Origin of the sequence: Anaerofustis sp. LCP19S3_F7 (genome assembly GCF_052119445.1) — a bacterium.
Taxonomy (GTDB): Bacteria; Bacillota; Clostridia; order Eubacteriales; family Anaerofustaceae; genus Anaerofustis; species Anaerofustis butyriciformans.
This window is the reverse complement of sequence record NZ_JBQKFF010000004.1, coordinates 121,273-135,961: the sequence shown is the minus strand read 5'-3', so window position 1 is coordinate 135,961 and position 14,689 is coordinate 121,273. Positions and strand designations below refer to the sequence as shown.

Annotated in this window: 14 protein-coding genes; 9 read left to right on the top strand and 5 right to left on the bottom strand. The window is 27.4% G+C overall.

Annotated features, from left to right (window positions below; translation table 11 throughout):
- Nucleotides 1-41 precede the first annotated feature (41 nt).
- The 5 genes from ACTQYZ_RS06190 to ACTQYZ_RS06170 form a co-directional block, all read right to left on the bottom strand.
- Nucleotides 42-1,340: an adenylyltransferase/cytidyltransferase family protein gene (locus ACTQYZ_RS06190; RefSeq protein WP_441022038.1), complete on the bottom strand. Its 1,299-nt coding sequence runs from the start codon at nt 1,338-1,340 to the stop codon at nt 42-44.
- A 139-nt stretch (nt 1,341-1,479) separates the two neighbouring features.
- Entirely contained in the window at nt 1,480-2,226 is a 747-nt protein-coding gene (locus ACTQYZ_RS06185) for an SDR family NAD(P)-dependent oxidoreductase (RefSeq protein ID WP_441022036.1), read from the bottom strand.
- Between the two features lie 26 nt (nt 2,227-2,252).
- Nucleotides 2,253-3,983 (bottom strand): thiamine pyrophosphate-binding protein, encoded by a 1,731-nt coding sequence (locus ACTQYZ_RS06180; RefSeq protein WP_441416222.1) that lies wholly within the window; start codon nt 3,981-3,983, stop codon nt 2,253-2,255.
- Between the two features lie 22 nt (nt 3,984-4,005).
- Entirely contained in the window at nt 4,006-4,347 is a 342-nt protein-coding gene (locus ACTQYZ_RS06175; RefSeq protein WP_441022032.1) for a hypothetical protein, read from the bottom strand.
- A gap of 18 nt (nt 4,348-4,365) precedes the next feature.
- The gene (locus ACTQYZ_RS06170) at nt 4,366-6,960 is read right to left on the bottom strand and encodes a LicD family protein (protein WP_441416221.1); all 2,595 of its coding nucleotides are present in this window, start codon (nt 6,958-6,960) and stop codon (nt 4,366-4,368) included.
- A gap of 236 nt (nt 6,961-7,196) precedes the next feature.
- Here ACTQYZ_RS06170 and ACTQYZ_RS06165 point away from each other — a divergent pair, with 236 nt between their 5' ends.
- From ACTQYZ_RS06165 to rsfS, 9 genes are all read left to right on the top strand, one after another.
- Nucleotides 7,197-7,925, top strand: coding sequence for a phosphatase (locus tag ACTQYZ_RS06165; protein WP_441022028.1), 729 nt, complete (start codon nt 7,197-7,199; stop codon nt 7,923-7,925).
- A gap of 83 nt (nt 7,926-8,008) precedes the next feature.
- Nucleotides 8,009-8,635, top strand: a complete 627-nt coding sequence (locus ACTQYZ_RS06160) for a YigZ family protein (RefSeq protein WP_441022026.1) — start codon at nt 8,009-8,011, stop codon at nt 8,633-8,635.
- Between the two features lie 12 nt (nt 8,636-8,647).
- The gene (locus ACTQYZ_RS06155) at nt 8,648-8,992 is read left to right on the top strand and encodes a PAS domain-containing protein (protein ID WP_441022024.1); all 345 of its coding nucleotides are present in this window, start codon (nt 8,648-8,650) and stop codon (nt 8,990-8,992) included.
- Between the two features lie 9 nt (nt 8,993-9,001).
- The gene (gene ruvA / locus ACTQYZ_RS06150) at nt 9,002-9,604 is read left to right on the top strand and encodes a Holliday junction branch migration protein RuvA (RefSeq protein WP_441022022.1); all 603 of its coding nucleotides are present in this window, start codon (nt 9,002-9,004) and stop codon (nt 9,602-9,604) included.
- Nucleotides 9,605-9,612: 8 nt separating this feature from the next.
- The gene (gene ruvB, locus ACTQYZ_RS06145; protein WP_329385869.1) at nt 9,613-10,653 is read left to right on the top strand and encodes a Holliday junction branch migration DNA helicase RuvB; all 1,041 of its coding nucleotides are present in this window, start codon (nt 9,613-9,615) and stop codon (nt 10,651-10,653) included.
- Between the two features lie 3 nt (nt 10,654-10,656).
- The gene (gene queA / locus ACTQYZ_RS06140; RefSeq protein WP_441416220.1) at nt 10,657-11,679 is read left to right on the top strand and encodes a tRNA preQ1(34) S-adenosylmethionine ribosyltransferase-isomerase QueA; all 1,023 of its coding nucleotides are present in this window, start codon (nt 10,657-10,659) and stop codon (nt 11,677-11,679) included.
- 9 nt (nt 11,680-11,688) lie between these two features.
- Entirely contained in the window at nt 11,689-12,891 is a 1,203-nt protein-coding gene (locus ACTQYZ_RS06135; RefSeq protein ID WP_329385875.1) for a pyridoxal phosphate-dependent aminotransferase, read from the top strand.
- 10 nt (nt 12,892-12,901) lie between these two features.
- The gene (purB, locus tag ACTQYZ_RS06130; protein WP_441022017.1) at nt 12,902-14,335 is read left to right on the top strand and encodes an adenylosuccinate lyase; all 1,434 of its coding nucleotides are present in this window, start codon (nt 12,902-12,904) and stop codon (nt 14,333-14,335) included.
- Between the two features lie 15 nt (nt 14,336-14,350).
- Nucleotides 14,351-14,689 carry a ribosome silencing factor gene (rsfS, locus tag ACTQYZ_RS06125; RefSeq protein ID WP_253230148.1) on the top strand — a complete coding sequence of 113 codons (339 nt, stop codon included), beginning with the start codon at nt 14,351-14,353 and terminating at the stop codon, nt 14,687-14,689.

The window sequence follows — 14,689 nt, the reverse complement described above, 5'->3', positions numbered from 1 at the left end:
ATAAAAAGAGACCTCTCGATCTCTTTTTTTTATAACTTTTACTATTTTAACTTTGCTAATATTTCTGTTATTGCTTCTATCTCTTCTTCTTTTAGCCTTTGGGATTTGTTTCTATCATGTCTAATTAATGATAGTAAATCTTGAACTAAATATCTAAATCCATTACCTTCTAAATTAAAAGTATATCTTTTATAGTTATTATCGTTTGTATTTTTAATTTTAAAGTAACCTATCTTCCACCATTCATGCGGAATAATTATACTTCCGTTTGTTCCGATAATTTCCATTACACCTTTTAAATCCGTATTATAGCCTATTTCGGTAAATGCCACAGATTGGTTATATGAAAACATAACAGTTCCATATTCAACTTTATCATTATTTTTTATTAACTTAAAATGAATATCTTCATAGTTTGTACCAAGAATTTTAATTATTGCGCAAATAGGGTAGACTGCAAGATCCGTAAAAGACATATCTCTATTTATATCAAATTCTTTTTTGCAAATACTACATCTTATACTTACTAAATCTCCTATCAAATTTCCTCTTGCATTCCATAATAGTTGTCCAAAAGCTTGTAGATAAATTAAAGTTATATTATTATATAGTACTACTTCATTTTCTTCAGCAATTTTATACAATTCTTTCAACTGATTTATATTAAGTGTCGAAGGTGCATCCGTTATAACATGTTTTTTAGATATTAATGCTTGTTTTATATAATTATATCGACTTTTATATTTTGTTTTAATATAAACAATATCAATACTTTCTAAAAATTTATTGTAATCAGAATATCCAGAATCTAATTCGTAAATATTGCAAAACTCTTGTGCGATTGTTTCATCATGAGAATATACACTTTCCAAGTGTATTCCACTTACTAATTTGGGTTCTATTACAGCTTCGTTATCATATAAATCATCTGTAACTATACCAAAACGATAAGTTGACATAGCTTCTTCTCTGATTTGTGTACTAGAAATATTTTTTGTTCTTTCTAAGTATATAACTTTGCAATATTTTGAAAGATGATCAAATTTACCTTTCCAGTCAGAACCGACAACTAAAATATCTACATCATAATTAATAATGTCTTGAATTTTTTGCCCAAGGTATTCTTCTACTATTATTAAATCTGCAAATCCGGTTTTTTGAACATTTTCAATTCTTTTTGCAAGACTATCTTGAACAGATAATTTTCCTCTTTCTCTATCGTAATTTTCTCCTGTAACTCCAACTATTAGGTAGTCTCCTAATTCTTTTGCTCTTTTTAATATATTATAATGTCCCTTATGAAACAGATCAAAAGTTCCATAAGTAATTACTTTTTTCATTTTTTTTCTCCTTAATATGTTTATTTTTACTGAAATTTATAAAATATTTACATATATTATAATACATTATTATGATTTAATAAAGTAATTTATTATATAAAAATAAGACCTCCTATTAAGAAGGTCCAAATATTACTTTTTAAAAGAAATCATAACCGCCATGTATTTCTAATACGGTTCCATTAATATAATCATTATTTAATGTATCAACACACAATTTTGCAACCTCTTCAGCTTCACCAAATCGATGACAAGCGATTTTTTTATTTATTCTATCATAACTATCCTTACTTCTATTTTTTTGCCATGGAGTCTCTATAAAGCCTGGAGCAATAGCATTAATACATACTTTTTTGTCGTCAAAAAATTTTAATAAAGATTTAGCTAAATGTATTAATCCTGCTTTTGAAACACTATATACTAATGATCCAGAATAGGATGTTACACCTGCATAAGATGCCATAAATATAATTTTACCACATTCGTTAAAATTGGGTTTTAAATCTTGAACAATAAAAGCAGGAATAGATAGATTAGTTCTTAAAACTTTTTCCCAAGTATCTATATCATACTCTCCAAAAATTTGTCTTTGTCCATCTTTTTTTGCATCTATTCCTGTATTTAAAATCAACCAGTCTATGTTTTTAAATGTATCAATAACAAAAGATGTAAATTTTTTTGCTTCTTCATAATTAGAAAGATCAGCTTTTTTTAAAATAACTCTTTTTTGGTCAGCAACAGATAATGATTTATAAATTTCATTTGCAGCATTTGTGTTATGTCCATAGTTTACTATTATTTGATTATTTTCATCATCGGAAAGTAATTTATACAGTATTGATTTTCCAATTCCACTTGTTCCTGATGTAAGTACTATTTTTTTCATTTTATACTCCTTCTATATATTTCGTATTAAGAAAGGACTTTTTTCATTATTTCTTCTGGTATATAAGGCTTTTGATTATACATTTCTTCACCAAAGTATGTTTTTGGGTATGCTTCAGAATTAATATCAGAAAATACCTCAAATAAACAAGGTTTTGTAGGATCAGCTTTTTTAATGGAAGCTATTAAATCTTCTTCATTATTTATTTCAAAAGCGTCTAAACCATAAGCTTTTGCTATATCATAAAATGATGGTACAGTATATCCATTATTTTCACTTGAACCAAAGTGAAGTTTATCAAAAAAGTCATTTTGTTGTTGTCTAATAAGTCCAAGAGATTTATTATTAAATACAAAAATGAATACTGGAATTTGTTCTCTGTAAATCCATTGTAATTCTTGTATATTCATTTGGAATGATCCATCACCACATAAAACAATACATCTGTTTTGTGTAGAATAGTAGCCACCTATTGAAGCAGGTAGAGAAAAACCCATTGCTCCATGTCCACCAGAAAATAACATTTGTTGATTATCTTTTGTTTCATAAGATTGTGCAGCCCAAATTTGATGTTGACCTACATCTACAAATACTGATAAATCATCGTTAAAACAATGACTTATTTTTTTGACGATTTTATTTACATTTCTTTCTTTTAATGTATCATCAAAATCTCTCATTGTTTGTTTAATATTAAGACAATTATTTAGCCAGTCTTTTGAAACAGTAAAGTCTATTTTAGAAATCATGCTATTTATTACCCCTTGATAATCAATACAATAAGAAATTTCATCTTTATGAACAGTTCTTATTAATTCTTCTTTATCAATGTCTATTCTTATAATTTTAGCATCTTTAGCAAATTTTTCACTGTTTGCCCCTGTTTGTCTTCTGCAAAAACTGCAACCTATAGAAACAATTAAATCAGCTTTTTTGTATGCAATAATATTAGCTTCTCTAAAACCATATGCAGCACCAAGATATCCAAAATATAAGTTATCATTTATATCAAATAAATGTCTTGCTGGAAGGCTTGTGATTGTTGGAATATTTAATTTTGAAATTAAATTTTTAATTAAAATATGATCTTTGCTATTCTTTTTTATTGCATTCCCAATTAATAGTATAGGACTTTTGGCATTTTTTATATTTACTAATATTTCTTTACTAATGATATCATATTTATTTTTTTCAGTAGTTACATTTTCTGGCTTAAAAGATTTTAAACTTTCAGGAGTAATATCTTCTCTTTGAATGTTCATAGGAATATCTAATACTACCGGTCCTTTTCTTCCTTCTTGTGCAATATAAAAGGCTTTTTCAAGTTCATACTTTATATCATTTTTATCTGTTATTTGAGTACAGTATTTTGTATAACTTTTAACAGATGAAATAACATCCATTTGTTGGAATCCTTGTTGTCTTAATGTTGGAATATTTGTATATTCATATGTGTTTAGTTGTCCTGTTATAAACACTGTTGGAACGCTATCAAAAAATGCATCTGCTATTGCTGACATCATGTTCATTGCACCAGGACCACTTGTTGCATAAGCAACTCCTGTTTTTTCTGATGCTTTTGCATATCCAACAGCTGCAAAAGCTGCACCTTGCTCATTATAGCAAGAATGATTTTGTAAGTTTTTACTTTTACAAATTGAATCTACAAAATGTGCAATCATTGTTCCTTGATAACCAAATATATCATTGATTCCTTGATTTGTGATAAATTCTACAATAAAGTCACTAACTTTCATTGTTTATCTTCTCCTTATAATTTTATTCTTCAATGATAGGTATAAAAAACTCCTCTGTTGTATTTTTTTGTAAAATATCAGCATATTTTTTATATCCTTCAAAATTTAATAAATCTATAGTAATATCAAAAAGTTCTTTATTGATTGCAAATCCTAAATTTTTCTTTGCATAAAATATTGCTCTCTTTTTTAACTTTTTTAAGCATATTCCAAGCATTATAAAATCTTTATTATTATAAAGTTTTCTAATATAATCCATTTTAGGCATATAAAAATATAATAGTTCTGATCTATCGCCTGATCTTTTAACAATTGCCCAAGCTTTATTTCTTGGTCCGTGATAAATATTTTTAAATTTTAACATTTAATTCTCCTAATATGTTTAATTATTTCCATCATAAATTAAATCTAAATCATATATAAATTTAACCATATTTTCTATTTTTGCACTTACATTTTTGTTTAGAATTAAATTATTTATTTTATTAAAGAAAGAATAATTAAATTCATTTTTATCTGATATATTTTTCATAAAGTCATCTTTTTTAAATCCATTGATTTTTAATATGTTTAATTTATCATACATATCTATTGTTTTAATATAATTGTCATATATATCATTCCATTCTCCAATACATTTTGCCTGAAGGATTGAATGACCTTTTTGATCTATATTTTTAGGTTTATTACAAATTAAATTTTCAAACATTAATAAATCTAATGTAAATATCAAACTTAAAAATTGTAGAACAAACGGATTATTTGTTTTGTTAAATAGCTGTAAGCTATTTTTTATTGATTCTTTACGGTATCCACTTTTATATAGAAGAACAGATTTAACAAATAATTTCCATTCTTCTTTCGCAGTTGTTTTTTCAATGTCTAAACTTAGATTATCAAAATGATTTACTGTATCTTTAAGTTTAATTTTAAAGTATATATCTGAAAGTTCGTTTGATTCAAATAAAGAAGAATAAATGTTTTTTAACTCTTCAATTGATTTTGTATCTTCTTTATCTTTATCATAAATAACATTATTTATTTCATTTATTACTACTAAAATGTCTTCTGGATTATTTGAAAACTTAAATATACATTTTGCCCATAATGCTAAGCTTTGATCATCCGAAATAATGTTTTTCAATATAGAAGCATATTCTACACAAGAGGAATCATTACTATTAAATAATTCGTTTATGTGTTTTATTAAATAATCTATATTTTCGTTAATTATATCTTTAATTTCAAGATGTGTAATTCCATTTTCAGTATTTTTAAATGCTTCAAAATACATTAATAAAGCCTTGTTAATATCCTCTTTTAAAAGAATGTCAGCTTTAAACTTAATAAATTCACCATCTTGTTTTTTTGAATGGAAATTAATTTTGTCATATATTTTTTGTTCCATTAAAATTTCTTTGTTATAGATTTCGTTTGAATTTAAAATATATTGTAGATTACAAGGAATTTCTTTATCTATTATTGTTGGTACAGAAATTGGATCATTGTTATATATTTTTTCAAAAAGTTCTTCACCTTTATTTATATAACCCATTATTTCATTATTGTCTGCACTTTCTTTTTTTAGTAAATATATTTTTAGTTTTATGGTGCTTATTGATTCTATATTTTCATTTAATAAACTATCCACAATTTCTGATGATTTTTTATAATCTTTATTAGCATAAAGAGAAATTGCTTTTTGTAAATTTAATATATATGTTTTATAATATTCTTCTTTTTTAGATAGTTTATTTTTATTTTCTTTGACTTCCATAAATCTTAAAGCTTTTGATGTTTGTCCATTTTTTATAAGAAGCTCAATTGCAATATCAAAATACTTTTCATTGACATCAATAGATATAGGGAATCTGAATCTATTGATTCCTAAGTAATCTTCTCTACCAATTAATTTCCTTTGATTTTGACTTGTGATATAAGGATTGAAAATTTCATAGAGCTTGAAATAATCATTTTGTTCAATAGCTTTATTTATTGTTGTATCTAAAGAATTAAATGTTTGATTAAACTCCTTGCTAAGATTTTTACCTAACTTCTTTTTTGAAAAGTCTTTAAAAGCATGCCATGGATGCATTAATAAGAATAATAATATTTTTCTACTTAAAAATTTCTTATAAGTTTTATCTGGATCATAATATTTATAAGCTTCACCTTCTATGACAGTATAAGGTGTTTTAAAACTATATACTGCAGGGTGGCTATCTCTTCCATTATGTGGAGGTATAAACATCCAATCATCACCGTAATGCCATGATAAATAATCTGCAGATCTATCTGGGCATAATAAATTTAAGTCTTCAAATTGATATCTAACACCATTTCCATACATGTCTTTATCAAATAGAAAAGGAATTCCTCCCCATCTAAAGATATATTTATTACAATCTTCTTCTTTGTAACAAAACATTTTGCTTTCAAGTTCTTCTAATACTTTGTTTTTCCCAACAAATTTCATTTTTAATCTATATTTAAAATATCTTAAAAGATTCATTCTCCATCTGAAACTATATAAACTTGCTGGATTGATTATATCGGCATAAAGCATAAAATCTTTAATATATTGTTTTTGTATTTTTTCATCATCAGGAATAGGATCTAAAATTAAAATGTCTAATACTATTCCTGCAGAGTCTTTTTTGTGTATTAATTGGTTTATATGAATAGCAGATGTTGTTGTATCCATATATCTTGCGAAGTTGTTGTGATAGTTTCTATCCAATTCTTGACAAGCTAATTTTCTATTTGGAGGCATTTGAGTTTTACAAGCTTCAATAAACTTGTGAAAATTATCTCTTGTCATTTCAATATCCATATCGTCGTCCCATGGGATGAAGCCTCTATGACGAAGTGCACCTATTGCAGAGCCTCCTACCAAATAATATACAATATCATTTTTTGTACATATTTCATCTATTTCTTTAATTAATTTATACAATTCTTTTTGTATATCAGTCATTTTTCCTCCTAAAATTTAAATCTATAAATAATTTTACGTATACAAATAAAACGTAAAAATCTCTTTATATATTAACATATAGCTCTTTTTAATGCAAATTTTATATAAAAAGATAATAAAAATAACATAAAATTTTCTATATATATTATTAATAAACAATATAAAAAATAGTTATTCATTTATAAAGTTCTTTATTTTATGATATAATTAAAATAATTATTTAAGTGAGGTGCAAAATGAAAATTATAGCGGATTTACATACACATACAAATATAAGCGAACATGCTTTTTCAACTCTTGAAGAAAATTGTATTGCAGCAAATAAAGCAGGGCTACAAGCTGTTGGTATTACAAACCATGGACCTGCTTTGGAAGACGGTGCAAGTCATTGGCATTTTAAAAGTCTTGGAAAGAATAATCCGGGTAAAATGCATGGTGTTTATTTAATAAGTGGTATAGAACTTAACATAATGCAAGATGGAAAAGTTGATTTAGAAGAAGAATATATGGAAAACCTTGATTTAAAAATAGCATCTTTCCATCAAGAAATATTTTATCCAAAAGATAAAAATCATGTTAATGATATGCTTAGTGAAGCTTTGCTTAATAAAAACATAAATGTATTTGGTCATCTTGGAAATGAAATTTTTAAATTTGATTACGAAATGATTATTTCAAAATGTAATAAATATAATAAGATAGTTGAAGTAAATAATCACTCTTTTGCACAACGTCCGGGAAGTGATGTTAATTGTTTTGAAATTGTCAAACTATGTAAAAAATATGAAGTACCTATTATTGTAAATTCAGATGCACATATTTCTTCTGCAATAGGACATTTTGATGAATCAATAAAGTTATTAAATGAAGTAGGTTATCCTGAGGAATTAGTTGTTAATTCTTCTATTGAAAGATTAAGAGATTATTTTAAACAAATTAGAGGTATTGATATTTGTAATAGATAGTTTTGTAAAGTCAATTTATTGAAGAAAAAAATGTATTATGTTATAATATTTAATCGGAAAAAATTAAAATAGGGAATTTATGTATGGATTATATAACCATTAATGATAATTTTAACAATACAATAGAAATAAAAAAATCTACGTTTATTTCAAATTTATTTTCGGTTAAAAATGTTGAAGAGGCTGAAAAATATCTTGAAGGAATTAGAAAAGAACACTATAAAGCTACTCATAATTGTTATGCATATATAATAGGTAAGAAAATGGAAATAAAAAAATCCAGTGATGATGGAGAACCTGCTATGACTGCAGGCAGACCTATATTAAACGCTATGGAAAAAAATAATCTTACAAATGCGTTAATAGTAGTTACAAGATATTTTGGAGGGATAAAACTTGGTGCCAGCGGGCTAATAAGAGCTTATTCTTCTTCTGCAAGTGAAGTTATAAAAGAAGCAAAGCTTGTAAAAAAGGTAATGACAGCTTTAACAAAAATTTCTTATGATTATTCTCTTCATGGAAAAATTGAAACGTATTTAAGAAAGACAGGGTACAAACTTGAAGATTCAGTTTTTACCGATAAAGTTACTTATGAAGTATATGTTCCGATAAATTTACAGGAAGAATTTAAAAATGAACTTATTGCAATTACAAATGCAAAAATAAATATAGAACATATAGATGATGTTTATATAGATAAATATTTATAAGGTGGTATTATTATGGATTTTAACATAGTTTTTAAGGATATTGTTGATAATGAAAAAAATCCGGTTTGTTTTGTAGATACAAGCCATATTATAGCGTATATGAATAAAAGTGCCTTAAAACGTTATGCTCACAGGGGTGGAGCTAATTTGATAGGAAAGTCATTGTTTGATTGTCATAATGAGAATTCAAAAAAACTAACTCTTAAATATATTGATAGATTTTTAGAAGATGATAATTTAACGGAAATTTATATGGGATATAATGAAAAACATAAAGAAAATAATTATATAGTTGCGGTAAGAGATGAAAACAGGAAGCTTATCGGTTATTATGAAAGACATGAAGAGGACAAGTAGAGGGTATTAATGTTTGATTATATAAAAGGAAATGTTACTAATATAACTGATGGATATTTAACAATAGAAAATAAAAGTGGAATAGGTTTTTTGCTAAATGTTTCACAAAATACTATAACGGATTTGGCAAACGATAAAGATGAAGTACAAATATTTACATATATGGCTGTAAGGGAAAACGATATAAGTTTATTTGGGTTTTCTACATCTTTTGAAAGGGAAGTATTCTTTAAACTTCTTACAGTTCCTAAAATAGGTCCTAAAATTGCTCTTAGTGTACTTAGTGCATTGTCGCCTAACATGATTATAAGTGCAGTAATTAATAAGGACTATAAAGCATTGTGTGCTGCAAACGGAGTTGGGAAAAAAGCAGCTGAACAAATAGTTGTTACTCTTCAAGATAAATTTTCAGACTTACCTGAAATGGATGAAATATCTTTTGAAGATAATATTGATTTAAACGGTGATTTGAAAGCTGAGGCTGTTTTAGCTCTTACGTCTTTAGGTTTTGATAGAGCTTATGCAAATAAAATCGTTAGTGGAATTTCTACTAATGACGACCTTACTATAGAAGATATAATTACTATTGCATTACAAAGGGTTAATGAATAAGGAGAAATATGGCTACAAGAATAGTAACAAGTAAAAAAACAGAACTTGATATAGAAAAAGATAAGTCTCTTCGTCCTTTGACATTAGATGAATACATCGGTCAGGAAACAGTCAAAGAAAGGATGAGAGTCTTTATTTCTGCTGCAAAAGAAAGAGGAGAGGCTCTTGATCATGTTCTTTTATATGGACCTCCGGGGCTTGGAAAAACGACTCTTTCTAATATAATAGCAAACGAGCTTGGAGTATCTATAAAAGTTACTTCTGGTCCAGCAATAGAAAAACCGGGAGATCTTGCAGCGATACTTACCGGACTTAAGAAAAATGATGTTTTATTTATTGATGAAATTCATAGATTAAACAGAACCATAGAAGAAGTTTTATATCCAGCAATGGAAGATTTTGCTTTTGATATTGTAATGGGAAAAGGACCAAATGCAAAATCCGTAAGGATACCTGTTGCACCTTTTACATTAGTTGGTGCTACGACGAGAACAGGACTTCTTTCTTCTCCTCTTCGTGATAGATTTGGAGTATTAAATAAGCTTGAGATGTATAAAATAGAAGAGCTTATGGAAATTATTAAAAGAAGTGCGGGAATACTTGAAATAAAAATAGATGATGATGGTGCAAGGGAAATCGCAATTCGTTCAAGACAGACTCCAAGAATTGCAAATAGATTTTTAAAACGTGTAAGAGACTATGCACAAGTAAAAAAATCTGATATTATAAATAAAGAAATTGCAATGGAAGCATTGAAGCTTTTAGGTGTAGACGAAAACGGACTTGATAGCAGTGATATTGCTATTTTAGATACAATTATAAATAAGTTTGATGGAGGTCCTGTTGGTCTAAATACTCTTTCTGCTGTTATTGGTGAAGAAGAGGATACAATCCTTGATGTTTATGAACCGTATTTATTACAGCTTGGATTTATAAACAGAACTCCAAGGGGAAGAGTTGCAACAAAACTTGCTTATGATTACTTAAATGTTCCTTATACGAACAGTGAAATCATGACTAAATCAATATTTGAAATGGAAGAAGAATAATATATGAGAACTAGTGATTTTGATTATAATCTACCTGAAGAACTTATAGCACAAACGCCTATTGAAAAACGTGATTTTTCGAGGCTTATGGTAGTTAATAGAAATACAAAAGAAATAGAACACAAACATTTTTACGATTTAATAGATTACTTAAAAGAGGGTGATACTCTTGTACTTAATAATTCAAGAGTATTTCATGCAAGACTTTTTGGGATAAAGGAAGAAACTGGAGCAAAAATCGAAACTTTTGTTTTAAAACCTTTAAGTAACAATATGTTTGAAGTAATGATAAAACCTGCCAAAAGATTAAAAAATGGAACAATTGTAAAATTTGACGATAACTTATCAATGCAGGTTGTTGAAAAATACGATGAAGGATTGGCTAAGGTTAAATTTTTTGGATGTGATGATGTTTTTTCTTATATAGATAAAATAGGAACGGTACCTTTGCCGCCATATATAAAAGAAAAACTTGAAGATGACGATAGATATCAGACTGTTTATTCAAAAGATAAAGGTTCTGCAGCAGCACCTACAGCAGGTCTTCATTTTACAAAAGAAATGCTTGAAAAAATAAAGGATAAAGGCATTAATGTTTGCTATGTAACTTTGCATGTAGGTCTTGGAACATTTAGGCCTGTTAAAGAAGATGATATAACCAATCATAAAATGCATAGTGAATTTTTTATTATAAGTGAAGAAACGGCAAAAATAATAAATGATACAAAAAAACGTGGAAAAGATATATTTGCTGTTGGAACAACGACAGTAAGAACACTTGAAAGTTGTTATCAAAAGTATGGGGATATAAGACCTGTTAGTATGAATACGGATATATTTATTTATCCAGGATTTGAATTTAAGGTAATAGACCATCTTATAACAAATTTTCACTTGCCAAAATCAACTTTACTCATGTTAATTAGTGCATTTTACAATAAAGATGATATACTAAAAGCATATGAAGAAGCTATAAAAGAAAGATACAGATTTTTTAGTTTTGGAGATGCAATGTTAATAATATAGGAGGAACTTATGAAAAAACCATTATCAAACAAATTAGATAAAATATCACCGTCAATGACACTTGCCATTACATCAAAGGCAAACAAACTTAAAAGAGAAGGAGTAAAAGTTTATTCTTTCGGTACAGGAGAACCTGATTTTGATACTCCTCAAGTAATTATTGATGCAGCTAACGAAGCAATGAAAAAAGGTATAACAAGATATACTGATGTAAAAGGTCTTATAGATTTAAGAATTGCAGTAAGCGAAAAATATAAAAAAGAATTTAATCTTGATTATGATCCTGAAAGTGAAATTATTGTTTCATCAGGTGCAAAACATTCTTTATTTACTGCTTTGCAAGCATTAATAAGTGAAGGAGACGAAGTAATTATCCCTGTTCCTTACTGGGTAAGTTATTCTGAAATGGTTAAAGTTGCAGGAGGGAAACCTGTATTTGTATATCCAAAGAAAGAAAATAACTTTATTTTGACAAAAGAAGAACTTGAAGCCGTAATAACACCTAAATCAAAGGTTATTATGCTTAATAATCCTTCAAATCCAACAGGTGTTGTGTATACAAAAGAACAACTTAAGGAAGTTGCTGATGTATGTGTTAAAGAAGGTATATACATTTTAAGTGATGAAATTTATGAAATGTTAATTTACAACGATAAAGAGTTTACTCCTGTTGCATCTTTATCAGATGAAATAAAAGATATTACAATAACAATCAACGGAGCTTCAAAGTCATATGCAATGACAGGATGGAGAATAGGTTATGCTCTTGCAAATAAAGATATTGTAAAAGCAATGAATACAATTCAAGGACAATGCGTTTCTCATCCAAGCAGTATATCTCAATATGCTACTATTACAGCTTTAAAGACAGATCAAAAAATCGTATATGATATGGTAAAAGAATATGACAGTAGAAGAAAATATATGCTTAGTGTATTAAAAGAAGTAGATGGTGTTGAACCTATTGAACCAGATGGGGCATTTTATGTTTTTGCCGATGTTTCTAAATATTATGGTAAAGAATATAACGGAAAACAAATAAATGGTTCAATAGATTTTGCAGATGCACTTCTTAGCAGCAAAAATGTTGCGGTAATTCCTGGTATTGGATTTGGTGCAGATGACTTTATAAGATTTTCTTATGCGACAAGTATGGAAGATATTGAAAGTGGTTTAAAATTATTCAAAGAATTTATAAATGAAATAAAATAGGAGAATTAAAATGAGTAGAGATGTTTATACTAATCCATTAATCGAAAGATATTCAAGTAAGGAAATGCTTTATATTTTCTCAGCTGACAAGAAATTTTCAACATGGAGAAAATTATGGGTTGCTCTTGCAAAAGGTGAAAAAGAATTAGGTCTTGATATTACTGATGAACAAGTAAAAGCATTAGAAGATAATATCTATGATATAGATTATGATTTAGCAAGAGAATACGAAAATAAATTCAGACATGATGTAATGGCTCATGTTCATACTTACGGAGATAAAGTTCCCGTTGCAAAAGGTATTATTCACTTAGGTGCTACAAGTGCATATGTCGGAGATAATACTGATTTAATAGTTTTTAAAGAAGCTTTAGAACTTATTAAAAAACAACTTGTAAATTTAATTAAAGTAATGAGTGAATTTGCAATTAAATATAAAGATTTACCAACACTTGGATTTACTCATTTTCAACCTGCTCAACTTACAACAGTAGGTAAAAGAGCGACTCTTTGGATTCAAGATTTACTTTTAGATTATGAAGAAGTTGAATTTGTTCTTTCTACATTTAGAATGAGAGGAGTAAAAGGAACAACAGGAACGCAGGCAAGTTTTATGTCATTATTTAACAATGATGAAGAAAAAATAAAAAAATTAAATGAGTTTGTATGTAAAGAAATGGGCTTTGATACAGACTTTACAGTAACAGGACAAACTTATCCAAGAAAATTTGATAGCAGAGTTGTAAATGCTCTTGCAGGTATTGCTCAAAGTTTACATAAGTTTGCTACTGATGTTAGATTACTTCAAAACTTGAAAGAAATTGAAGAACCTTTTGAAAAAAATCAAATTGGTTCATCTGCAATGGCATATAAACGTAATCCAATGAGAAGTGAAAGAATATGTTCTCTTGCAAGACATATTATTGCAAATCAAGTAAACCCTGCAATGACAGCAAGCGTACAATGGTTTGAAAGAACTCTTGATGATTCTGCAAACAGAAGAATTTCAATTCCTGAAAGTTTCATGTGCTGTGATGCTATTCTTCAAATAGCAATAAATATCGCAAGTGGTTTTGTTGTAAACGAAAAAGTAATCCATAAAGATATTATGGCTGAACTTCCATTTATGACAACAGAAAACATCTTAATGGAAGCTGTAAAAAGAGGTGGAGACAGACAAGAGCTTCATGAAAAAATCAGGGTTTACTCTATGGAAGCAAGTAGAGTTGTTAAACAAGAAGGTAAACCTAATGACTTACTTGAAAGAATTTCAAAAGACCCTGCATTTAATTTGGAATTAAGCGAAATCCACGATATTTTAAAACCTGAAAAATATGTAGGAAGAGCTGTTAACCAAGTTATTGAATTTGTAGAAGAAGATGTTAAACCTGTACTAGAAAAAAATAAAGATTTAATAGGTTATGATGTTACATTAAAAGTTTAAGATTTAGGAGAAATAATGAATTATAAAGATAAAACGCAATTTTTTATAAATTTATTGGAAGAGAAGAAATTATCAAATATATATGCTGTTGATGTTACTGATTTAACTTCAGAAGCAAATGCTTTTATAGTTGCAAGTGCAAATAGTGACAGACAAGCAAAAGCTGTATGTGAATTTGTAGAAGAGAAAGCAGAAGAAAACGGTATTTTTCTTGAAGGAAAAGAAGGTATAAAACTTTCAAGATGGATACTAATGGATTATGGAGAAATAGTACTTCATATTTTTGTAAAAGAAGAAAGAGATTTTTATAATCTAGAAAGATTATGGCAAGACGGAAAAATAATTAAGGAGTAA

Coding starts and splice junctions, on each gene's coding strand:
- ACTQYZ_RS06155 (WP_441022024.1), top strand. CDS start 8,648: ATGGATTTTAACATAGTTTTTAAGGATATTGTTGATAATGAAAAAAAT.
- ACTQYZ_RS06180 (WP_441416222.1), bottom strand. CDS start 3,983: ATGAAAGTTAGTGACTTTATTGTAGAATTTATCACAAATCAAGGAATC.
- rsfS (WP_253230148.1), top strand. CDS start 14,351: ATGAATTATAAAGATAAAACGCAATTTTTTATAAATTTATTGGAAGAG.
- queA (WP_441416220.1), top strand. CDS start 10,657: ATGAGAACTAGTGATTTTGATTATAATCTACCTGAAGAACTTATAGCA.
- ruvB (WP_329385869.1), top strand. CDS start 9,613: ATGGCTACAAGAATAGTAACAAGTAAAAAAACAGAACTTGATATAGAA.
- ACTQYZ_RS06170 (WP_441416221.1), bottom strand. CDS start 6,960: ATGACTGATATACAAAAAGAATTGTATAAATTAATTAAAGAAATAGAT.
- ruvA (WP_441022022.1), top strand. CDS start 9,002: ATGTTTGATTATATAAAAGGAAATGTTACTAATATAACTGATGGATAT.
- ACTQYZ_RS06160 (WP_441022026.1), top strand. CDS start 8,009: ATGGATTATATAACCATTAATGATAATTTTAACAATACAATAGAAATA.
- ACTQYZ_RS06190 (WP_441022038.1), bottom strand. CDS start 1,340: ATGAAAAAAGTAATTACTTATGGAACTTTTGATCTGTTTCATAAGGGA.
- ACTQYZ_RS06135 (WP_329385875.1), top strand. CDS start 11,689: ATGAAAAAACCATTATCAAACAAATTAGATAAAATATCACCGTCAATG.
- ACTQYZ_RS06165 (WP_441022028.1), top strand. CDS start 7,197: ATGAAAATTATAGCGGATTTACATACACATACAAATATAAGCGAACAT.
- ACTQYZ_RS06185 (WP_441022036.1), bottom strand. CDS start 2,226: ATGAAAAAAATAGTACTTACATCAGGAACAAGTGGAATTGGAAAATCA.
- ACTQYZ_RS06175 (WP_441022032.1), bottom strand. CDS start 4,347: ATGTTAAAATTTAAAAATATTTATCACGGACCAAGAAATAAAGCTTGG.
- purB (WP_441022017.1), top strand. CDS start 12,902: ATGAGTAGAGATGTTTATACTAATCCATTAATCGAAAGATATTCAAGT.